The organism is Saccharomonospora marina XMU15, assembly GCF_000244955.1.
In the GTDB taxonomy this organism is placed as follows: domain Bacteria; phylum Actinomycetota; class Actinomycetes; order Mycobacteriales; family Pseudonocardiaceae; genus Saccharomonospora_A; species Saccharomonospora_A marina.
Genome location: NZ_CM001439.1, coordinates 5,898,039 through 5,918,757, shown reverse-complemented (window position 1 = coordinate 5,918,757; position 20,719 = coordinate 5,898,039). Strand labels below are relative to the sequence as shown.

Here is a 20,719-nt window from a genome sequence, read left to right as displayed (position 1 = left end):
CGTGACGCACGGTCGTGGCGGCGTCACCAGGTTTCGCGGCGCAGCCAGACCCGGGTGAGCGCGCCGGTGACCACGACCAGCGCGAGCACGGCGAGCAACACCGGCAGTCGGCCGGGTGTTTCGCGGTCCGACATCGCCGTCCTGATCTCGGCGTCGGGTGTGGTCAGCGTGGGTGTGCGTTCCTGGCCGCCCGCGTTGCCCGGGCCCGCGCCCTCAGGCGGTGCGGGTGGCGGGACGGCGGCGGCAGGCGGGAGGGCGGCGGAGTCGACACTGGAGCGGGGTCCGGTCTGTCCGGCGTCCGTGAAATGACCCGCATGGACGAACGCGATCGGTGCGGGAGCGAGATCGGGTTCGGGCCCGGCCGCCGGGGCCCGCGGCGGCTCGGGTGCCGGAGCGGGGTCAGCGGGCTCCGCGGGTGCGGGTTCCGTGGGCGGCTCTGCGGGCTCTGCGGGCGGCGTTGTGGGTTCTGTCGGTCGCTCGGCGGGCAGGGCCTGCCGCAGCGATGCGGTCAGTCCGTTCACCGTGGTCTTGGCGGTTTCGCAGATCTCGCCCGCCATGCTGACGACGAGCTCCGCCTCGGTTACGCCCAGCCGATCCAACGTCTGCCGCAACGGAAGTGAAAGCAGCGCATCGGAGTCCTTGCCGAGCCCGACGTCCACAACGCCCGGCCTGCCGAGCAGCGCGCCCGCGTCGAAGGTCAGCGGCGTGCCTTCGGCGTCGCGCAGCGCCGTCGCGCAGCTTCCCACCACGACGGGGCCGTCCTCGGTGTCGTCGGCGGCCGCGGTGCCCGGTGAGACCAGCAGCGCGGCGGCGGCCATCACCACCGCTGTGCCGCCGAGGCGGGCCGTGTGCTGGCGAAAGGCCGTCTCCATGAGCTCCTCGCCTCCGTCTTCTGGCGGACCGTGCGTAAGTGTGTGCTCTCGGTGAAGTTCGCCGAACACGGCTACCGTACTCGATGACTGTCGGCGCGAATCGCTACCCTTGCGGCAATGCTGATCGGTGCCCATGTTCGTGACGACGACCCGCTGTCCGCCGCCCGTGAGCGGGGGGCCGGTGCCGTGCAGTTCTTCCTTTCCGACCCGCAGGGCTGGAAGAAGCCGCAACCACATCAGCAGGCGCGTGAACTCGCCGAATCCGGGATCGCCGTCTACATCCACTCCCCCTACGTGCTCAACGTCGCCTCGCTGAACAACCGCATCCGCATTCCGTCGCGCAAGACCGTCACCCAGCACGCCGATGCCGCGCGCGAAACCGGCGCGAGGGGGTTGGTCGTGCACGGCGGGCACGTTCGCAAGGGCGAGGACGCGAGCGAGGGCATCGCCAACTGGCGCAAGCTGTTCCAGCGGCAGGCCGAGCAGGGCGGGTTCGCCGTGCCGATCCTCATCGAGAACACCGCGGGCGGGGAGAACGCCATGGCCCGCGACCTGGACATGCTTGCCCGCCTGTGGGAGGCCGTCGCGGAGTTCGACGCGGGCTTTTGCCTTGACACCTGCCACGCGCACGCCGCCGGCTGGGAGTTGGGTGAGACGGTCGAGCGCGTGCTGGCCATCACCGGGCGCATCGACCTGGTGCATCTCAACAACTCCCGCGACCCGCGTGGTTCGCAACGCGACCGCCACGCCAACGTCGTCGGTGGCGACGGCACGATCGATCCCGCGCTACTGGCCGCCGTGGCGAAGGCCGCCGGTGCGCCCGTGATCGTGGAAACTCCCGCCGACGGCCAGGCGGCTGACATCGACTTCCTGCGCGGGCTCGGCTAGCGGATCGACGCGCAGGCGCCTGCCGGGGCCACGCACCACGAAGGCATCTGCGGCACCCTCGAGTACGCCACCGGTGGGGTCGTCGTCGCCGGTCGCGCGGACACGGTCGGTGGACGGCCGGTAAATCTCCCTGAGCACGAGGACGCACAGCAGGATCACCAGCGCGTCGCGCACGACGACCGTGCCGAGGAACCAGCCCTGCGGCAGGCCCTTGTTGTCCACGCCCAGGTAGTAGAACATGCGCGGCGCCCACACCAGGGCATCGACCAGCATCCAGGTCAACAGCAACCGCCACCTCGGGATCGCCAGTACCGCCAGCGGCACCAGCCACAGTGAGTACTGCGGGCTCCACACCTTGTTCGTCAGCAGGAACGCCGCCACCACGAGGAAACTCAACTGCGCCAGCCGGGGACGGGTGGGCGCGGTGAGTCCGACGTAGGCGATCCCCGCGCAGGCGGCGAGGAAGAGCGCGCCGCTGACCGTGTTCAGCACGGTCGGTGTCTCACCCGGCGCCAGCGGCCCGTCGAAGCCTGCCCAGCCGGTGAAGTAGGAGATGACGTTGTACAGCGAGTCCGGGTCCATACCGCGTTGGGTGTTGAGCCGGAAGAATTCCTCCCAGCCCGTGCGCAGCCACACCATGAACGGCAGGTTCACCAGCGCCCAGGTGCCCGCGGTGGCGGCTGCCGTTACCGCCCAGGCGCGTAACTTCCCCGCCCGCAGGCACAGCACCAGCAGCGGGCCCAGCAGCAGCAGCGGGTACATCTTCGCCGCAGCGCCGATGCCGAGCAGCACGCCCGCGAGCGCGGGTCTGCGTCTTGCCCATGCCAGCAGGGCGGAGGCCGCGAACGCTGCGGAAAGCGCGTCGAAGTTGGTGAACGCGTGCACGATCACCAGTGGGGAGATCGCCACAAGCGTGGCGTCCCATATCCGGCGGCGTGCGGTTCTGGCCACTGCCCACACCGTGACCAGCCACGCCACGGCCAGGAAGAGCGCGGTGATGTTGAAGTACACCGCGACCGGCAGCGCACCCGGCAGCCAGCCGGATTCGGCCGCGTCGCTCCAGCCGTGAGCCAGTTTGGCGTTCACCCACTGGAACATGCCGGTGAGCACGGGGTACTCCATGTACCGCACCTGCTCCGACGGCGTGCCCTGGTTCTCGATCCAGCTGGTCGCGTACGGGAAGGTGTCACCGCGGTCGAGCCGCTCGGCGGTGTATAGCGGAACGATGTCGGAGTAGCACATCGCCACGTACGGCCTGCCGGAGCGCCAGTCCAGCTCCGCCTGTCCCTGGTCGTTGACGTACTGCTGGATGCAGGCCGCCTTGCCGAACCAGCCCGCCGTCAATGCCAGGACGGCGAGCAGCAGCCCCACCCGTAACGGTGTCCAGAACCACTGCCTGCCCACCGCGGCGTGCGAGCCGAGCGGCCCACCCACGGGCCGGGTGGCCGCGGCCACGATCGGCTCCGTCCAACTCGGTACGACGCGCTCGGACGTGTCGAGCGTCCTCGTGTCGGGCGTTCTCGTCTCGGCTGTCGCCGAGGACGAACCAGGAGTATCGCTGGACACCTGCCGCATGTTACGGCTCACGAGCACGACACCGCCGAGTGTGGTGCTCGGCTAGTTGGTGGGTGTGTCGGAGGCGGTGTTTCTGCCCCAGCCCGGCAGGATGGTCGGCCGCTCCGGCTCCTCCTCCGACGTGCTCGTCTCCGTGTCGGTCATGGTTTCGGTCGGTGGTCCGGTCGGATGCGTCGGTGTCGGCAACTCGGTCGTGGTCGTCGGGAGCGTGGTGGTCGGGGCGGTGCTCGTAGGCGACGAGTCGTCCTCGACCTCTTCGGTCGGGACCTTGCCGATTGGCTCGACCTCGTCGAACTTCTCCTCCGGCATGCCCTCCAGGTAGGAGTCCATGAACTCCTTCCAGATCTCACCGGGCAGCCCACTGCCGTAGATCCGGCCGCCCGCGGCGTTGCGGATCGGTTCGTTGCCGCCGGTGCCGACCCAGACGGCGGCCGAGATCTGCGGCGTGTACCCGACCATCCAGGCCTGTGCGTTCTCGTTGACGTACTCGCCGTTGGGCGCTTCGTACTGGTGCGTTCCGGTCTTGCCCGCACAGTCGCGGTCGTCCGCGCACTCCAGGTCCGAGTGGGTCAGCACGGGCTTGAGCGACTCGGTGACGTTGCCCGCGATCTGCTTGCTCTTCTCCGGGTCGTCGGAGAAGGCGGGCTCACCTTGCGTTGCCGCCTCACCGGTCTCGTCGAACAGCACCTCGCCGTCGGCGGTGGTGAGTTTGGCGACGAAGTGGGTCTCGTGCCGGATGCCGCCCGAGGCGAAGGTGGCGTAGGCGCCAGCCATCTGGGTGGGCGTGACCTCCGTGGTGCCACCGCCGATGGAGATGTTGCCGTCGGGGCTGGGCATGGTTTCCCTGCTCGGTCCCTTCTCCGGGATACCCGCCTGCATCGCCGCCTCGGCGACCGACTGCGGGCCGACCTCGTTCACGACGATGTCGTAGAACACCGTGTTGACCGAACGTTCCATGGCTTCGGCCACGGTGCATCGCGGACACTGGCCGCCTTCGGAGTTGCGCACCACCGTGTTGCCGAACTTCCTCGGCGAACTGCCGTCGTAGACCTCGCCGAGCCCCTTGCCGCGTTGCAGCAGCGCGACCAGGTCGAACGGCTTGTAGGACGAACCGGGGTTGCGTTGCGCGTTGCCCCAGTCGTACTCGTCCACGCCTGGCTTGTTCGGCCCGCCGTAGTAGGCGCGCACGGCCCCGGTCTTCGGATCGACGGCCACCAGCGCTTCGCGCAGCTTCTCCGGCTCGCCCTCCATCACGGTGTTGACGGCCTTCTTGGCGAGGTCCTGCGCTCGTGGATCGATGGTGGTGTAGATCTTGTAGCCGTTGGACTGCACCTTTTCCTCTGGATAGCCCTTGGCCTCGAGTTCGGCCTTGATGCGGTACTTGATGTAGGCGTCGGGTCCGGTGATTGTCTCCGGCTTGGCCTGGTCCACCGGGATCAGCTCCGGCACCTTGGCCGTGGCACGATCCTGCTGCCGCAGCCAACCGTTGGCCACCATCTGGTCCATCACGTAGCTCCAGCGTTGCTGGCGGACCTCCGGGTTCTCCGAACGCCCCGGCTGCTGGATCATGCCCGCGAGCAGCGCCGCCTCTGAGGCGTCGAGGTCCTTGGCGTCCTTGCCGTAGTAGGCCTGTGCCGCTGTCTGGATGCCGTAGGCGCCGCGCCCGAAGTAGATCGTGTTGAGGTAGGCGGTGATGATCTCGTCCTTGGACTGCTCGTTGTTCATCTTGAACGCCTTGACGAGCTCCGTCCATTTACGTGTGACCGAGTATTCGTCGTTCTCGGTGGCGACCTTGATGTACTGCTGGCTGATCGTGGAACCGCCGCCGACGCCTCCGGTCGCCTGGTTCCAGACGGCGCGCATGATGCCGGTGATGTCGAAGCCCGCGTTGGTCTCGAAGGTGGCGTCCTCGGCGGCGTAGACGGCGTGCCGCACGACCGCCGTGACGTCTTCGGATTTCAGGATCTGCCGGTTACCGCCGTCCGGCGGGATGTCGCGTCCCATCTCCGTCTTGCCGTCGGCGTAGTAGTAGGTCACTACCTTGGCCTGGTCGGCGGCGACCTCCTCTGGCGAGGGAACCTCGACGAGGAAGTAGGTGATCGCGAACGCGATCGCGGGCAACACCATGAACAGCCCGACGAACGCGTACAGCCCGCGCCTGATGAACTTCCAGCGGCGTTTCCTGCGTTGCGCCGGTGTCAACGGGGCCTTACCCCTCCTGCCGGGTGGTTCGTCGTCGTCGAAACCGGACTCGTGCGACCGCTGCTCCTCCTCGTCGGACCAGCGCCGGTCGTACCCGTCGCCATCGCGGCTGGTGCCGTTGTAGGCACGGTGGGTGATCAGCTCCGGCTCGCGTTCTTCCTGACCCGCTGTCGCCGCTGCCGCGGTTGCGGGAACCGCTCCCGCACGACCTTGCCGTGGCCTTCTGACCTGCTGCGTGGGCGGTTCCCCGCGAGCAGCTCTCGAGGGCGGCGTCCCCGGCGGGCGCGCACCCTGTGGTGGCGGGTTCTGCTGCCGCTGTCCGGGGGGTGGCGCCGCGCGACCGCCCTGCGGCCGCTGTGTCCGTTGTGTCTGCTGTGGCCGTTGCGGACCTTGCGGCCGTGCAGGCCGTTGCGCGCCTGCCTCTCCTGGCCACTGCGGCGAGGCGGGTTGTTGGGCGGCCGGGTTGTGCCGAGGCGGGCGAGGTTGCCGTGGCGGCTGACCCGGTTGTTGCTGTGGCCTGCGTGGCTGCCTCGGCTGTCGAGCGGGCTCGTCGCCGGTGGGCCACCGGGGAACCGCTGAGTCACCGGCCGATCGCTGACCGTGCCTGCCCTGGCCCGGCTCTTGCTCAGGCCAGCGGCGATTTCCGTGGTCGCTCACTCAAGAACCTCCCAGATCGGCGCGTCGGGGTACGCCGTTCTGCGGAACGAACCCTACGTGCGTTGCCCGGACCAGTGTGCGGCCCGTGTCCTCGTTCACTGACCTGCGGTCCTGCGTGACCCAGGGTGTGGTGTTCCAGTCCCAAGGACGTATGAGCGCACGAGATGGTTCCACCCGCACGACCTGCAGACCTCCACGACGTAAACGGTGAACTCACCGAAAAGGTTGGCCATCCGCTCGAGTTCCTCGGGTGCGCGTGCCGAGCCGGCCGCGTGCTTCAGTTCGTCGCCGTAGACCCAGCACACGTCGGTGAGCGGTTCCCTGCGGCACACCGGGCAGGTGTTGCCGCTCTGGCTGCCGTGGAACTTCGCAGCACTGAGCAGGTAAGGGGTGGCGTCGCAGACATCCATGGTGCTGACTCGGCCGGAGTGGACCTCGGCGAGCAGCGCACGGCGCTGTAGCGCGTAGTCGACGACCTGCCGCTGGTTTCGCACCTCAACAGAGTACGTGCATTCCGGGGGGCCATGACCAGAAGCTCGCCGGGTGCCTGGTCGCCACCAACCGGACATGCCGAGAGATTCATAACGATCTGATGAACAACTCCGGCGTGTGACATGCCCCGGAGGTTAACTACGCCACTTCGATGTATCGAGCCGATATAATCGCGCGGTAGGTTGGGTATTCCACGCCCGGTCGCCTGTGAGCGGCAACGCCGGGCGGCGGCGTTTCGTTCCGGAAAGGGGGTGCGATGTGCTGGAGTTCGCGATTCTCGGGCTTCTGCACGACGCGCCCATGCACGGTTACGTGCTGCGCAAACGTCTGCACGAGACGCTTGGCATGTTCCGCACCTTCTCCTACGGCTCGCTGTATCCGACGCTGCGTCGGTTACTGCGGGCGGGTCTGATCACCGAGGAGGCGGCCGACACCTCAACCGGCTGGAACCGCCGGGCCAAGCGGGTTTACAAGCTTACGGCGGAGGGCAAGGAGCGGTTCGCCGAACTGCTCGTCGACGCCGGGCCGCAGACGTGGGACGACGAGGGCTTCGGCGTCCACCTGACGTTCTTCTCGCGGACACCCGCCGACGTCAGGATGCGCATCCTCGAGGGGCGGCGACGCCGGGTCGAGGAACGACGTGAAGGTCTGCGGGCAGCGTTGGCCAGGGCCGAGGAGAAGATCGACCGCTACACCCGTGAGCTGCACCAGCTAGGGCTGGAGGCAAGCGAGCGGGAAGTGCGCTGGCTCAACGAGTTGATCGCGCACGAACAAGCCGAGCAGCGAGGGCAGCAGACCTCGAGCCGCGGCTCGGAAACGACCTACCACACCGAACACGAGTAAGGGAGATACCGGCATGGGCGAGAACCGCCGCGTGAGGGTGGCCATCGTTGGCGTCGGCAACTGTGCGGCATCGCTGGTTCAAGGGGTCCACTATTACCGCGACGCCGACCCGCGCTCGCGCGTGCCTGGGCTGATGCATGTGCAGTTCGGCGAGTACCACGTGCGTGACGTCGAGTTCGTGGCGGCTTTCGACGTGGACGCCAAGAAGGTGGGGCAAGACCTTTCCGAGGCGATCCTCGCCAGCGAGAACAACACGATCAAGATCTGTGATGTGCCGCCGCTCGGGGTGAGCGTGCAGCGTGGCCCGACGCTGGACGGGCTCGGCCGCTTCTACCAGGAGACGATCCAGGAGTCCGACGAGCAACCGGTGGATGTGGTCGCCGCGCTGCGGGCCGCGGAGGTCGACGTACTCGTCTCCTACCTTCCTGTCGGTTCCACCGAGGCCGCCCGCTACTACGCGCAGGCCTCACTGGACGCGGGTGTCGCGTTCGTCAACGCGATCCCGGTGTTCATCGCCTCCGACCCGGAATGGGCTGCGAAGTTCGAGCAGGCCGGTGTCCCGATCGTCGGCGACGACATCAAGTCGCAGGTCGGTGCGACGATAACGCACCGCGTGCTCGCGAAGCTGTTCGAGGACCGGGGTGTCCAGCTCGACCGCACCATGCAGCTCAACGTGGGCGGGAACATGGACTTCAAGAACATGAAGGAGCTGGAGCGACTGGAGTCGAAGAAGATCTCCAAGACGCAGTCGGTCACCTCGCAGATCGACAGGGACCTCGGCAAGGGCAACGTGCACGTCGGCCCTTCCGACTACGTGCAGTGGCTCGACGACCGTAAGTGGGCCTACGTGCGGCTCGAAGGACGCGCCTTCGGCGACGTGCCGCTCAACATGGAGTACAAGCTCGAGGTGTGGGACTCGCCGAACTCGGCGGGCATCATCATCGACGCCGTTCGCGCGGCCAAGATCGCCAAGGATCGCGGTGTCGGTGGCCCGCTGCTTTCGGCCTCGTCCTACTTCATGAAGTCGCCGCCGGTGCAGTACGACGACTCCACCGCCCGCGACGCGGTCGAGAAGTTCATCAACGGCGAGGTCGAACGCTGACGTTCGGCGACACCAAGCCGGGGCCACCTTCGCGCGCGAGATGCGTGAGGGTGGCCTTCGTCATACCGGCGTGCGAATCTGGGCGCTGTGCGCAGAGCGATTCAACATTGGTCTGAGCCAGCCGGTAGCGCAAGTGGAGACACCGAGGTGTCGCCAACCGTTCACTTGGCGGATCACCGACGCTCGTATTGCGCACCTAACGTCACCTTCGTTCCCCTGACCGAGTGACTGGAGGCCGCGTGTCCGCCGAGCCGAGACGTTTTCTTCCCCTGTTGAGTTCCATGTCGAGAACGCACCGCCCAGGACGCTCCGCCGTCACCTGCGAGTACCGGTGCGGCAACGCCTGTGCCCACCCCGCACCGAACACCTCGGACAACGAGTACTTCGGTGACGTCGTCAAGAACGTGCTCTCCCGCCGTGGCGCGCTGCGGGCGGGCGCCGTCATGACGGCGGCCGCGGCGGGCTTCGCCGCGCTCCCCGGCACTGCCGCCGCGCAGGGTGCGGTTCCCCCCGCACTGGCGCACCGGCACGGGTCAGGACGCCACCGGCAGGGCATCGACTTCGAACCGGTGGCGCCGAACACCGCCGACGCCGTGACAGTGCCCGACGGCTACGAGCAGCGGGTCGTGATCGGCTGGGGCGACCCCGTGCTACCCGGAGCGCCGAAGTTCGACTTCAACGCGCAGACAGCGGCCGCGCAGGCGAAGCAGTTCGGGTACAACAACGACTTCGTCGGCCTTGTCCCGCTGGACTCCTCCGGTCGCAGCAGCCTCATGGTGGTGAACCACGAGTACACCGCCGAGGTGCACATGTTCCCTGCTGACCAGTACGACCCGGACAATCCCACCGAGGAGCAGGTGCGCATCGCATGGGCCGCGCACGGCATGTCCGTGGTGCAGGTGACGCGCGCCCGCGAGGGCGGTCTGAAGGTCGTGCCCGGCCGCTACAACCGTCGCATCACGATCAACACCGAGTTCGAACTGCGTGGTCCCGCTGCCGGTTCGGACCACCTGAAGACCTCGGCCGACCCGAGTGGCCGCAAGGTGTTCGGCACACAGAACAACTGTGCGGGCGGTGTCACGCCGTGGGGCACCGTGCTCTCCGGTGAGGAGAACTTCAACCAGTACTTCGCCAACGCGAGCGCGGTCAGCGACCCGGTAGCCGCGGAGCGGCTGCGCCGCTACGGCCTGCCGTCGGGTGCCAGCAGGCGCAAGTGGGAGCGCTTCGACAAGCGCTGGGACATCGCACAGGAGCCCAACGAGTGCAACCGGTTCGGCTGGGTCGTGGAGATCGACCCCAACGACCCGAACTCGACGCCGGTGAAGCACACCGCACTCGGCCGCTTCAAGCACGAAGCCGCCAACGTCAAGATCACCAAGGACGGCCGGGTCGCCGTGTACTCCGGTGACGACGAGCGCTTCGACTACATCTACAAGTTCGTCTCCAACGGCAAGTACAAGCCCGGCCGCAGCGCGCACGCCCGCAGGCACAACATGAGCCTGCTCGACGACGGCACCCTCTACGTCGCCAGGTTCACCGGCGACAGCCCGGCGAGCGAGATCGACGGCAGTGGCACGCTGCCCAGCGACGGCGAGTTCGACGGGTCCGGCGAGTGGATTCCGCTCGCCAGCGGAAACCGGTCATTCGTTCCCGGCTTCACGGCCGAGGAGGTCTACATCTTCACCCGGCTCGCCGCCGACACCGTCGGCGCGACCAAGATGGACCGCCCCGAGGACATCGAGCCCAACCCGGTCAACGGCCGGGTCTACGCCGCGCTGACCAACAACAGCGATCGCGGCGCGGCGGGCAAGGAGGCCGCCGACGAGGCAAACCCGCGCAACGGCAACCGCAACGGCCACGTGCTGGAGTGGGAAGAGGCGGCCGGGGATGCGGCGTCGACCACGTTCTCGTGGCGGTTGCTGCTGGTGTGCGGCGACCCGGCCAGCGCGGACACCTACTTCGGCGGGTTCCCCAAGGACCAGGTCAGCCCGATCTCCTGCCCGGACAACGTCGCCTTCGACGGCTACGGCAACCTGTGGATCTCCACCGACGGCAACGCGCTGGGCTCCAACGACGGGCTGTTCGCGGTGCCCGTGGAAGGGGCCAACCGAGGTCAGGTGAAGCAGTTCCTCACGGTGCCGATCGGTGCGGAGGCCTGTGGTCCCGTGGTCACCGAGGACGTGGTGCTGGTCGCGGTGCAGCACCCGGGTGAGGACGGCAGCTCCGCAGACCCGCAGTCGCACTGGCCCGACGGTGGTGACTCGCAGCCTCGCCCTTCGATCGTGTCGGTGTGGAAGCGCGGTCGCCACGGCAGGCCGGGCCACATCGGCCGGTAGCGGGCGACCACGGCGGGGCACGGTCGGTCATGCCGTCTACGGTGGGCGGCATGGCCGATCAACCGCTCGCTCTCGTCACCGGTGCCTCCCGAGGGATCGGCGCCGCGGTGGCGCGTGCGCTGGCCCCTACCCATCGACTGCTGCTCGGCGGACGCGACGAAGCCGCACTCACCGGGTTGGCCCGCGACTTGGCCGGTTCGACGCCGTGGCCGATCGACCTCACCGACACCGAGGCGGTCGCTGCCGCCGCCGAGCGCATTCCGCGGCTGGATGTGCTCGTGCACTCCGCGGGCGTGGCCGGGCTCGGCACTGTCGCCGAGTCCGACGCGGCGGTGTGGCGGCACAACCTCGAGGTCAACGTGGTCGCGGTCGCCGAACTGACGCGGCTGTTGCTGCCCGCGCTTCGAGCGAGCAAGGGACACGTCGTGCTCATCAACTCAGGGCAGGGACTGTCCGCGCGAGCGGGCTGGGGGCCGTACGCGGCGAGCAAGTTCGCCCTGCGCGCCTACGCCGACGTGCTGCGTGCGGAGGAGGAGGTCAACGGCTTGCGCGTGACCTCGGTGTACCCCGGCCGTACGGACACCGAGATGCAGCAGGCGGTGGTGGCACACGAAGGCGGCCGGTACTCGCCCGAGCGCTATCTGCGTCCCGAGTCGGTCGCGGCCGCGGTGCTGAGCGCGGTATCCGCGGAGGCCGACGCGCACCTCACCGAGGTGACCATTCGCCCGCGTCCGCTCGGCTGAACGGAACCGCGAGTCGAGGGAGGCCGTCCCAGCGACGGTAACGACCGCGATCTTTTGTGGGGGCATCGTGTTTCGAAGGCGGGCGCTTGCCGCCCTTGCCATCTCGCTGTTCGTTGTGACTGCCGCGTGCGGCGATTCGACCGGCGGCAACCTCGGCGAGCAGGTCGTACCGCGGCCCGACTCGCAGATCGCTCCCCGGCTCAGCCTGCCCGACGGATTCGACAGCACACGCGGCTGGCGGGCCGGTGGAGGAAGCGATCGGCTGCGGTTCGGGCGCCCGGTCGTGGCGCCGCGGGCCGGTGTCGTGCTGCTGCGCGCGACAACCCACAGCGGTGACGCTTCGCATGTCGTTGCCCACGACGCCGCGACCGGCGCCGTGCGCTGGAGGGGCGGGCCGGTGCCGAATCCGGAAAGCCGGATCGACACGCTCCCGTTCGTCGTGAACCCGGATGGGCGCGAGTACGTCGTGCTCGCCACGACCGGAGCCGAGGGCGGGGACGGCGTCGACAAGGCCACCGACACCACGCACCTCTACGTGTACGACGTCGCCTCCTCCGGCGACGGCGTGGCCCCGCTGCGCGAGATCACCGTGCCTGGCGAGGCGGCAGGCTACGAGGTGAACAGCGACGGCGCGATCCTGGTGTCGCACCGAAGGGGCGCGACCGTGGTCGACGTGGCGACCGGCGAGACCACGGACTACGAGAGCGGCAGCGAACAGCTCGCGGCGCCGAAGGAGTGCGGCCAACTAGTGGGCTCCTGCAACGACAACTCACGCCTTGTCGGCATCACCGGCAGCGGCCCGCTCGTGCAGGGCCACAAGGCGTTCTGGGTGCCAGGCGGCTGGTTCAGCGACGACGTGACCCCGCAGGCTGCCAGTCCCGACGAGGGCGGGGTGACCGTCGAGGTGGTGGGAAGTGCTGACGGCAAGTCCTTCCTCGCCGCATGGCCGGTACGCGACGGTGTCTCCGGCGTCGAACGGGTGTGGGCTGTGCACGACGGCGACACCGGCGCGGTCGTCGCTTCCGTGACCTGCGAGCAACGCACGGACGGTTTCGGTGACCCCATGGACGCCGAACCGGTCCTTTCCGCCAACGGGCGTTACCTGATCTTCGACATCGTCGGGTTCGACCTGCGATCCGGTGAGGGTCGTTGCTTCGCGGCTGACGAGCAGCGCAACGAGATTCAGCTCACCTCGGTGGCCGACGACGGCACGGCGTACGGGCACGCCGCGCCGTCGTCGACGTCCGCGGACCCGGGGACTCCGGCGTCGGTCTCGCTCGAGACCGGGGAAGCAGATCCGCTCGGCGACGACACGCGAGTCCCGAGTCTCATCGGAGCGGGCGTCGGTGTCTTCGATGAAGACGGTGGCGGCGAAGTGTACGTGTACCCGACAACGTCCTGACCCAGGAAACTCTCGTCAGCCGCGCAGCCGGGCGGCGGCCTTGGCCACGTCCGCCTGCGCGGCCGCGCGGTCGACGCGCGTGGACTCGCCCGCGCCGACCACCTGCTCCCCGGCCACCCACACGTCACGGACGCGTCGTGAACCGGCCGCCCACACGAGGTTCGCCAGCAGTTGGTCGTCGGGCACCTCCAGCCCGGTGGCGAACGCGGGGTCGTCGACGTCGATGTGCACCATGTCGGCCCACCTGCCCGGTTCCAGGGCGCCGATGTCGTCTCGGCCGAGCGCCTCGGCGCCGCCGCGCGTGGCCAGCAGCAGTGCGTCGGCCGCCGTGACCGCGGTGGAATCCTGTGTGGACACCCTGGCGAGCATCGCGGCGAGCTGTACCTCTTCCCACAGGTCGAGGTCGTCGTTGCTGGCAGGGCCGTCCGTTCCCAGACCGACCGGCACGCGAGCGGCGCGCAGATCGGTCAGTCGCGCGACCCCGGACGCGAGTTTGGAGTTCGAGCCGGGGCAGTGCGCCACGCCGACCCGGCGCGAGGCCAGCATCGCGATGTCCTCGTCGGACAGGTGGACCGCGTGGGCCGCGATCACCCTGCCGTCCAGCATGCCGACCTTGTCGAGCAGGCGAGGTACCGAGCCATGTTCTCGCCGTTGCCGCTCGTCCTCGTTCGGCGCCTCGGCCACGTGAATCTGTACGAGGGCGCCTCGCGAGTTCGCCGACTTGGCGATCATCTCCAGCGCCTCGACCGGCAGCATGTAGGCGGAGTGCGCGGCGTAGGAGAGTTCCACCCGCTCGCCCGGCCCGAACCGCAACCCCTCGGTGTCGATCCAGCGTTCGGTGTCGGCGAGCATAGACCGCCAGTCCAGCCCGGGCAGGTCGATGATCGGACCGCCGAGCACAACCCGTGCGCCGGTGGTCAGCACGGCCTCGGCGATCCGCTCCGCGTGGAAGTACATCTCCGCGCTGGTGGTGACGCCACGGCGCAGCATCTCGACCGAGCCGAGCAGCATTCCGGTGTGCACGTCCGCAGGGCGCAGTTTCGCCTCTGCCGGCCAGATGACCTCGCGAAGCCAGCGCAGCAGTGGCAGGTCGCCGCCCATTCCGCGCAACAGCACCATAGGGCTGTGGGCGTGGCTGTTGACCAGTCCCGGAAGCAGGATTCCCGGCAACTCGGTCACCTGCCCTGCCTTGGCCTGCGCTGCCGAGGCAGAGCCGCAGTAGGCGATCCGGCCGTGCTCGTCGATGTCGACGGCGCCGTCGCGTACCACGGAGCACGAGGGGTCGGCAGGCAGGACGACCGGGGCGCGCAGGCGGTGGATCATAGGCGTCGATCCTACTGCGGCGGCTGCGGCGCAGTGGCCTGTTCGGCGAGGCGACGGGCGCACACGCGCAGCGCGTGGCGCAGGGTTTCCACATGTTGCGGTTCCAGGTCGGCCAGCATCGCCTGTTCGATGTCGTCGACCTCGTCGTCAAGGTCGCGCAGGATGGCCTCTCCTCGTGCGCTGAGGTCGATGCGCAGCACGCGCCGGTTCGTCGGAGAGGGAGCTCTGCTGACCAGTCCCCTGCGTTCGAGAGCGACGACCATTTCCTGCATGGTCTGCGCGCTGACGAACGAACGCCGCGCCAGCTGCGCCGATGACTGCCCCGGCGAGGTTCGTAATGCCGCGAGCGCGGTGTACTGCGTGGCAGTGAGGCCGTACGGTTTCACGGCGGCGTCGAGCCGGGAGCGTAACGCCGATTCGAGGCGTTTCACGAGGTAGGCCGTCCGTGGCGGGTCCGCCGCCTGGGAACCGTTCGAAGTCGACACCGTTGACACTCGTCGGGATTTTGCCCGACGACCCGGTCGTTCGGCCGCCCTACGGCCGTGGTTCTCCCTATCGGATGACGAGAGCACCGGTCTCGCGCGTGGGTGCTGACGCTCGGTGTCGGTGCTGTGGCGCTGTATCAGTGCCGGGGCTCGGCCTTCTCGAAGACGAGATCGCGACTGACTCTGCCTTCCTGCTCGGCCCGCCGTTCGAACTTCGTCATCGGGCGCCACGCCGGCCGTGGGGCCCAGCCGTCGAACCTGTTTCGCAGGCTCGGCTCGGCCGAGCACACCTGCAGCATCTGCTCGGCGTAGTCGGCCCAGTCGGTGGCCAGGTGCAGCGTGCCGCCCGGGACCAGCCGGGAAGCCACCAGTGAGACGAACCCTGGCTGGATCAACCGGCGTTTGTGGTGACGCTTCTTGGGCCACGGGTCGGGGAAGAAGATCCGCACGGCGGCCAGCGAATCCGGTGCCACATGCTCGCCGAGCAGTACGACGGCGTCGCCGTGCAGCAGTCGCAGGTTGTGCACGTCGAGCTGCTCCGCACGGAGCATGAGCTGGCCGAGTCCGGCTTCGTACACCTCGACGGCGACGTAGTTCACCTCCGCAGCGGCGGCGGCCAGCTGCGAGGTGGTTTCGCCCATGCCGGAGCCGATCTCCAGGACGACCGGCGCGCTCCTGCCGAACCAGGCGTCGAAGTCGATCGGGCCGGACGGCAGTTCGGACACCGACCTTCCCAGCCGTGGCCACAGCCGCTGCCAGGCCCGTTCCTGGCCCACGGTCATGCGCCCGCCCCGCTTGACATAGCTGACGACACTGCGCCGCCGCGGTTGCTGCTGGGTCTCCACGATCAGGCACGATAGCCGTGCGTCACCGCACGGCCTCGAACTCCCCCATCCGTGCCCGCAAGCCGGCCAGTCCGGCGACCGCGATGGGCGCCGGTGTGGCACCGCTGTGCGCGGGGAGCACGTCGATCCAGCCGCTGTGGCGATCGGTGTTGAGGATCGTCGTGGGAATGCGGTGGCCCGACCTGCCGCCTTCCGAAGGCATGAACTCCCAGTAGCCGGACTCGCCGTCGGCTGCCCACGGCACGTATTCCCAGCCGGGACGCCTGGCCAGCAGCCTGTCGATCCGATCCTCCACCAGGAAGCCGTCGGACCTGCGGGCGAGGGTTCCGTCCGCCACCGCGCGCAGCCACCACGGCGAAGGCACCGGTTGGTAGAGCTCGCGGGCGGACCGGAAGAGGGCCAGCACCCTTTCCTCGGGTGCCCTGTGCACCCACGCGGTGCGGATGTCGGCGGGTCTGACGGCCTTGCCGACATCGCGTGGTTGCTCGATCGCTGTGGCCCATTCGAGCTCGACCATGGGCTCCAGGCGCGGAAGGTCAGTCACCGTCAAGGGTCACCTCCGTAGAGTCCTGACGGGTGATACCCACTATCCCGCGTTCGACTGTCCGTGTTCCGGTGTGAGTGGGCCCTATCACAGAGAGTTAACGGGCTCGTAATGAGGTGGCCAAGCCAACGGGGTCCGGGCCGCCCCCGATGCGACCCGGACCCCGTCAACCCCCTTACCGGCCGGCCGCGCCCCGAATGCGGTCGTTGCCGGTGTTCCCCTGTGTTGGCCTGTCAGGCGTCGCGCTTGTTCGCGGTGAACACTGCGACTGCGAGCAGCGCGACGGCGATACCCGCGAAGTAGGCGAGCGCCCAGCCCGGGCTCAGTGGCGCGGTGGAAAGCCGAGGACCGGCCTCGGCAGCCCTGCCCGCGTTTGAGGCGCCGTCGCCGGTGAGGAACTTGTTCGCCACGTTGAACGGCAACCACTTGTAGATGTCGTCGCCGATGTTCGGGATGAGCTGTACCAGGTTCTCCGCGGCGAGAAAGTAAATGAGCAGAATTGAAATGGCGCCCGCGCTGTGCCGTACGAGGATGCCGACGGCGACAGCCAGCACGGCGGCCAGCGCGTAGACCGGCCCGACGCCGGCGACGTTGATCCAGTCCGCGGTGCTGTTCAAAGCGAGATCAGCCTCGGGGCGGATCAGCATGGACACACCCCAACTGGCGAACGCAGCAACCTCCCCGATCACCAGCGCCAGCACGCCGACGACGGCGGCCTTGGCCAGCAACGCGGCCGTGCGGTTGGGGATTGCCTGAAAGGTGGTGCGGATGGTGCTGAAGCGGTACTCGGTGGTCACGGCGAGCGCCGCCAGCACCATGATCACCGCGAGGCCGAAGGTGTACCCGAACTGCGTTGTGGCGACGGTCGTCGGGATGTTGTCCGACACCGCGACGGTCAGCGCGGTGAAGCCGGTGGTCAGCGCGAGTGCGATCAGCGTGCCCCACCACGGCGAGCGGGTGGAGAGCAGCTTGATGCGTTCGACTGCGAGCAAAGTCATGATGTCCTCGAATCCGTCCGGATCGTTTCCGGGTCTCAGGAACCGGTTGTCTCGAGCAGGTGCTTGGCCTCGGCCTCAAGGTCGGCGTGATACTCGACCGAGTCCCCGGTGATCCGCATGAAAGCCTGCTCCAGCGAGCCGCGTTGCGGGCTCAGCTCGTGCAGCACGACCTGGTGCGCGAGCGCGATCTCACCGATCTTCTCGATGTCCATTCCGGACACGATGACGGCGTCGTCGGCCTCGGTGACGGTCGCACTCGCCGCACGCAGCGCCTGCGCCAGCGTGTCCAGTTGCGGGCTGCGGACCCGCACACTGTTATCGGAGGCCCTTGCCACGAACTCGTCGGTGCTGCTCTGCGCGATCAGCTTGCCCTTGCCGATCACCACCAGTTCGCTCGCCGTGAGCGCCATCTCCGACAGCAGGTGGCTGGACACGAACACGGTCCTGCCCTCGTCGGCGAGGCGGTGCATGAACTTGCGGATCCACAGGATGCCTTCCGGGTCCAACCCGTTCACCGGTTCGTCGAACATCAGCACCTCGGGGTCGCCGAGCAGTGCTCCCGCGATGCCCAGCCGCTGTGACATGCCGAGCGAGAAGCCACCCGCGCGCTTGTCCGCCACCGCGGCCAACCCGACGAGTTCGAGCACCTCGTCGACCCTGCGCGCCGGGAGCTTGTTGGACCTGGCCATCCACAGCAGGTGCGCTCTCGCAGAGCGGTTCGGATGCACCCACTTCGCGTCCAGCAGTGCGCCGACCGTGCGCAGCGGATGATGCAGTTCGCGGTAGCGCTTGCCGCCGATGCGCACCTCACCGGCGGTGGGATTGTCCAGCCCCAGCACCATGCGCATCGTGGTGGACTTGCCCGCGCCGTTGGGCCCGAGAAACCCGGTCACTCGGCCGGGCGTGACCTTGAACGAAAGGTCGTCCACGGCGAGTGTCTTGCCGTACCGCTTGGTGAGGCCCCTTGCCTCGATCATCGTTTTCCTCCTGCGTTCGGCTTGGCAGCCGGTGCGACGCGTCGTTGCCGTTGCGCTGTCGGTGGGGAGTACCCCTCGGCCCGCTGTCTCCCATCCTGGCGATGGTGGGCGTCCTCTCGCGTCGCTCCACGGACCGAACCGTCCCTCCTCCTGTGGTCGTAGCCTGACGGCTGTGGCGCCCGCCCGCGATCCGTGATGTCCCTGACCGGACCCTGAAACTTCCGGGCCGAACGCTGAGGGTTACCCAAGCGTCAGGACTGACGGTCACCGTTCCGGCGGCGCTTCGCCCGCGACGAGCGTCGCTCGACCAGCTGCTCGTAGCATTTCGGCCGTGGCCATGACGCTTCGGCTCACCGCGAACAGGAGCGTGCACTCGCCCTGCTTGCCGAGTCACCGGGGTCAGCAAGCACGAGGCGGCGGTGCGCGCGATCAGGGATGCCGCCGCCCGCCGTGTCCGCGATGAGTGGGTTCGCTCCCCGTCGGCAGAGGGGCGTCAGCGATATGCCGTGCTACTCGATCGCCTGGCGCGGTGACCGTCGAATACCTGACGCTCGGCGACCTGCTCGTGCTCGCGTAAGAGACCGCGCGCTCCCGGTTGGATCCTCGCTCTACCGCTGGCCGGGCCGGGACAGTCCGGTCTCGTAGGCGAGCACCACCGCCTGCACCCTGTCGCGCAGCCGCAGTTTCGACAGGATTCGGCCGACGTGGGTCTTCACGGTCGCCTCCGAAAGAAACAGTGCCGCGGCGATCTCGGTGTTGGAAAGCCCCTTGGCCACCAGCGTGAGTACCTCCCGCTCCCGGTCGGTGAGCGCGTCGAGCACCGAGGCGTCGCGGTGGGGCAGGGGATCGTCACCGAGGAACCGGTCGAGCAACCTGCGGGTCACCGCGGGCGAGACCACGGCGTCGCCACCGCACACCGAGCGAAGCGCCGACACCAGATGATCGGGCGGGGTGTCCTTGAGCAGGAACCCGCTCGCCCCGCCGCGCAGCGCGGAGTAGACGTACTCGTCGAGATCGAACGTGGTCATCACCAGCACGCGGGAGGTGCCCTCGGCCACGATACGCCTTGTCGCCTCCACACCGTCGAGCACCGGCATCCGCACGTCCATCAACACGACGTCGGGCCTGAGCTCGGCGGCGAGCCGTACCGCCTGCTCGCCGTCACCCGCCTCGCCGACCACCTCGATGTCCTCCTGAGCGCCGAGCACCATCCGAAAACCGACGCGCATCAGTTCCTGGTCGTCGACCACGACAACACTGATCATCGCTGCCACCTCGCAGGAAACCGGGCCGCTACCCGCCAGCCGCCGCCGGGGGCCGGACCGGCGTCCAGTGTCCCGCCGTAGACGTTCGCACGCTCGCGCATGCCGATGAGCCCGTTGCCGCCCCCCGCGGGTTCGGGTGGTGGCGCCGGTGTCAGTTGCCTGGCTCTGCCTGCCGCGTCGTCGGTAACACATACCCGCAGGTCGTCGCCCTCACGCCACACCCGAGCCTCGGCGTGGGCGCCCGTGCCCGCGTGTTTCAGCGCGTTGGTCAGCGACTCCTGCACGATCCGGTACACGGCGAGGGAGACGCCGGTCGGCAGCGCGGTGAGGTCGGCGTCGACGGTGAGCTTCACAGCCAGCCCTGCCGCCCGCATCCGTTCGGCCAGCTCCGCCAGATCCGCCGCGGTGGGCTGTGGCACTCTCGGCTGCTCACTCTCGCTCTCGCCCCTGAGCACGTCGAGCAGCCTGCGCAGCTCGCAGAGCGCGTCCCTGCCGGTCTCGGAGATCGTTCGCAGAGCGCGTTCGGTGAGTCCGGGGTCGGAGCGGATCGCGTAGGAGGCGCCGTCCGCCTGCACCACGATCACGCTCACCGCGTGGGCCACCACATCGTGCAGTTCGCGGGCGATGCGGCTGCGTTCCGCCGCCACGGCGATCCTTCCTGCCTGGTCGCGTTCGGTCTCCAGCAGGTGCAGGCGTGCCTCGACCTCGGCCTGGTATGCCCGCCTGGCGCCGACGAACTCGCCGAGCACCCAGCAGAACGCCATCAGCAGCACTCCCACCACGGTGTTGACCAGCCAGTCCTGGCGGTGCTGCAGGAACAGTTGCACCACGGTCGCGGTGATCATCAACGCGAGGTAGACGGCGCCGGACTTGCGGCCGACGTACACCACGACGCTGTAGATGGCGATCCCGCTTGCGATCGCGCTGGCGAGGCCGAGTTCCAGTGCGGCGTGCAAAGCGCCGATGAGCAGCACCGCGTATGCGACCAGCAACGGGTACTTCCGGCGCAACACCAGCGGCGCGACCATCGCGATGTCGACCGCGAACACCAGGTACGCCGGGGGCGAGGAGTCCGGCCGCAGCTGCGGTGCGACGCCACCGGCCACGAAGATCGCCGTGTCTATCAGCAGGAGCAGCACCGCGATGAGGGTGTCGCCCACCATCGGGTGC

The 20,719-nt window shown here is 68.6% G+C and carries 18 protein-coding genes and 1 pseudogene; 7 read left to right on the top strand and 12 right to left on the bottom strand.

The window, feature by feature from the left end; translation table 11 throughout:
* Positions 1 to 23: 23 nt before the first annotated feature.
* On the bottom strand, positions 24 to 872 hold the full coding sequence (locus SACMADRAFT_RS29560) for a hypothetical protein (RefSeq protein ID WP_009157228.1): 849 nt from the start codon (positions 870 to 872) through the stop codon (positions 24 to 26).
* A 117-nt stretch (positions 873 to 989) separates the two neighbouring features.
* Between SACMADRAFT_RS29560 and SACMADRAFT_RS29555 the strand changes: the two genes are divergently transcribed.
* A complete protein-coding gene (locus SACMADRAFT_RS29555; RefSeq protein WP_009157227.1) occupies positions 990 to 1,760 on the top strand; it encodes a deoxyribonuclease IV in 771 nt (256 codons plus the stop codon).
* On the opposite strand, the gene SACMADRAFT_RS28090 is transcribed toward SACMADRAFT_RS29555, so the two are convergent.
* The 3 genes from SACMADRAFT_RS28090 to SACMADRAFT_RS28080 form a co-directional block, all read right to left on the bottom strand.
* A complete protein-coding gene (locus SACMADRAFT_RS28090) occupies positions 1,659 to 3,335 on the bottom strand; it encodes a glycosyltransferase family 87 protein (protein ID WP_083841076.1) in 1,677 nt (558 codons plus the stop codon). The two genes, SACMADRAFT_RS29555 and SACMADRAFT_RS28090, sit on opposite strands and share 102 nt — an antisense overlap.
* Positions 3,336 to 3,377: 42 nt before the next feature.
* On the bottom strand, positions 3,378 to 6,194 hold the full coding sequence (locus tag SACMADRAFT_RS28085) for a transglycosylase domain-containing protein (protein ID WP_009157225.1): 2,817 nt from the start codon (positions 6,192 to 6,194) through the stop codon (positions 3,378 to 3,380).
* A gap of 95 nt (positions 6,195 to 6,289) precedes the next feature.
* Complete coding sequence (locus tag SACMADRAFT_RS28080; protein ID WP_009157224.1) at positions 6,290 to 6,688, bottom strand: DUF5318 domain-containing protein; 399 nt, start codon at positions 6,686 to 6,688, stop codon at positions 6,290 to 6,292.
* 256 nt (positions 6,689 to 6,944) lie between these two features.
* On the opposite strand from SACMADRAFT_RS28080, the gene SACMADRAFT_RS28075 reads away from it, so the two are divergent.
* The 5 genes from SACMADRAFT_RS28075 (at position 6,945) to SACMADRAFT_RS28055 (ending at position 13,112) form a co-directional block, all read left to right on the top strand.
* Positions 6,945 to 7,529, top strand: a complete 585-nt coding sequence (locus tag SACMADRAFT_RS28075; protein WP_009157223.1) for a PadR family transcriptional regulator — start codon at positions 6,945 to 6,947, stop codon at positions 7,527 to 7,529.
* A 13-nt stretch (positions 7,530 to 7,542) separates the two neighbouring features.
* A complete protein-coding gene (locus SACMADRAFT_RS28070) occupies positions 7,543 to 8,631 on the top strand; it encodes an inositol-3-phosphate synthase (RefSeq protein ID WP_009157222.1) in 1,089 nt (362 codons plus the stop codon).
* 239 nt (positions 8,632 to 8,870) lie between these two features.
* The gene (locus SACMADRAFT_RS28065) at positions 8,871 to 10,967 is read left to right on the top strand and encodes a PhoX family protein (protein WP_009157221.1); all 2,097 of its coding nucleotides are present in this window, start codon (positions 8,871 to 8,873) and stop codon (positions 10,965 to 10,967) included.
* 50 nt (positions 10,968 to 11,017) lie between these two features.
* Positions 11,018 to 11,710 carry an SDR family oxidoreductase gene (locus tag SACMADRAFT_RS28060; protein WP_040926913.1) on the top strand — a complete coding sequence of 231 codons (693 nt, stop codon included), beginning with the start codon at positions 11,018 to 11,020 and terminating at the stop codon, positions 11,708 to 11,710.
* A gap of 67 nt (positions 11,711 to 11,777) precedes the next feature.
* A complete protein-coding gene (locus SACMADRAFT_RS28055) occupies positions 11,778 to 13,112 on the top strand; it encodes a hypothetical protein (RefSeq protein WP_009157219.1) in 1,335 nt (444 codons plus the stop codon).
* 15 nt (positions 13,113 to 13,127) lie between these two features.
* Here the strand turns inward: SACMADRAFT_RS28055 and SACMADRAFT_RS28050 are convergent, their stop codons facing one another.
* The 6 genes from SACMADRAFT_RS28050 to SACMADRAFT_RS28025 form a co-directional block, all read right to left on the bottom strand.
* The gene (locus SACMADRAFT_RS28050) at positions 13,128 to 14,435 is read right to left on the bottom strand and encodes an amidohydrolase family protein (RefSeq protein ID WP_009157218.1); all 1,308 of its coding nucleotides are present in this window, start codon (positions 14,433 to 14,435) and stop codon (positions 13,128 to 13,130) included.
* An 11-nt stretch (positions 14,436 to 14,446) separates the two neighbouring features.
* A complete protein-coding gene (locus tag SACMADRAFT_RS28045; RefSeq protein ID WP_009157217.1) occupies positions 14,447 to 14,920 on the bottom strand; it encodes a MarR family winged helix-turn-helix transcriptional regulator in 474 nt (157 codons plus the stop codon).
* 137 nt (positions 14,921 to 15,057) lie between these two features.
* Positions 15,058 to 15,765 (bottom strand): tRNA (guanosine(46)-N7)-methyltransferase TrmB, encoded by a 708-nt coding sequence (gene trmB / locus SACMADRAFT_RS28040; protein ID WP_009157216.1) that lies wholly within the window; start codon positions 15,763 to 15,765, stop codon positions 15,058 to 15,060.
* A gap of 22 nt (positions 15,766 to 15,787) precedes the next feature.
* The gene (locus tag SACMADRAFT_RS28035; RefSeq protein WP_232285642.1) at positions 15,788 to 16,282 is read right to left on the bottom strand and encodes a hypothetical protein; all 495 of its coding nucleotides are present in this window, start codon (positions 16,280 to 16,282) and stop codon (positions 15,788 to 15,790) included.
* Between the two features lie 260 nt (positions 16,283 to 16,542).
* Positions 16,543 to 17,307 carry an ABC transporter permease gene (locus tag SACMADRAFT_RS28030; protein ID WP_009157214.1) on the bottom strand — a complete coding sequence of 255 codons (765 nt, stop codon included), beginning with the start codon at positions 17,305 to 17,307 and terminating at the stop codon, positions 16,543 to 16,545.
* 35 nt (positions 17,308 to 17,342) lie between these two features.
* Complete coding sequence (locus tag SACMADRAFT_RS28025; RefSeq protein ID WP_009157213.1) at positions 17,343 to 18,284, bottom strand: ABC transporter ATP-binding protein; 942 nt, start codon at positions 18,282 to 18,284, stop codon at positions 17,343 to 17,345.
* Positions 18,285 to 18,615: 331 nt separating this feature from the next.
* Between SACMADRAFT_RS28025 and SACMADRAFT_RS31340 the strand changes: the two are divergent.
* Positions 18,616 to 18,817: pseudogene (locus tag SACMADRAFT_RS31340) on the top strand (CopG family transcriptional regulator).
* A 75-nt stretch (positions 18,818 to 18,892) separates the two neighbouring features.
* Here the strand turns inward: SACMADRAFT_RS31340 and SACMADRAFT_RS28020 are convergent.
* Together SACMADRAFT_RS28020 and SACMADRAFT_RS28015 are read right to left on the bottom strand one after the other, a co-directional pair.
* On the bottom strand, positions 18,893 to 19,549 hold the full coding sequence (locus SACMADRAFT_RS28020) for a response regulator (RefSeq protein WP_009157212.1): 657 nt from the start codon (positions 19,547 to 19,549) through the stop codon (positions 18,893 to 18,895).
* Positions 19,546 to 20,712, bottom strand: a complete 1,167-nt coding sequence (locus SACMADRAFT_RS28015) for a sensor histidine kinase (RefSeq protein ID WP_009157211.1) — start codon at positions 20,710 to 20,712, stop codon at positions 19,546 to 19,548. Before SACMADRAFT_RS28015 ends, SACMADRAFT_RS28020 begins: the two co-directional genes overlap by 4 nt.
* Positions 20,713 to 20,719: the final 7 nt, after the last annotated feature.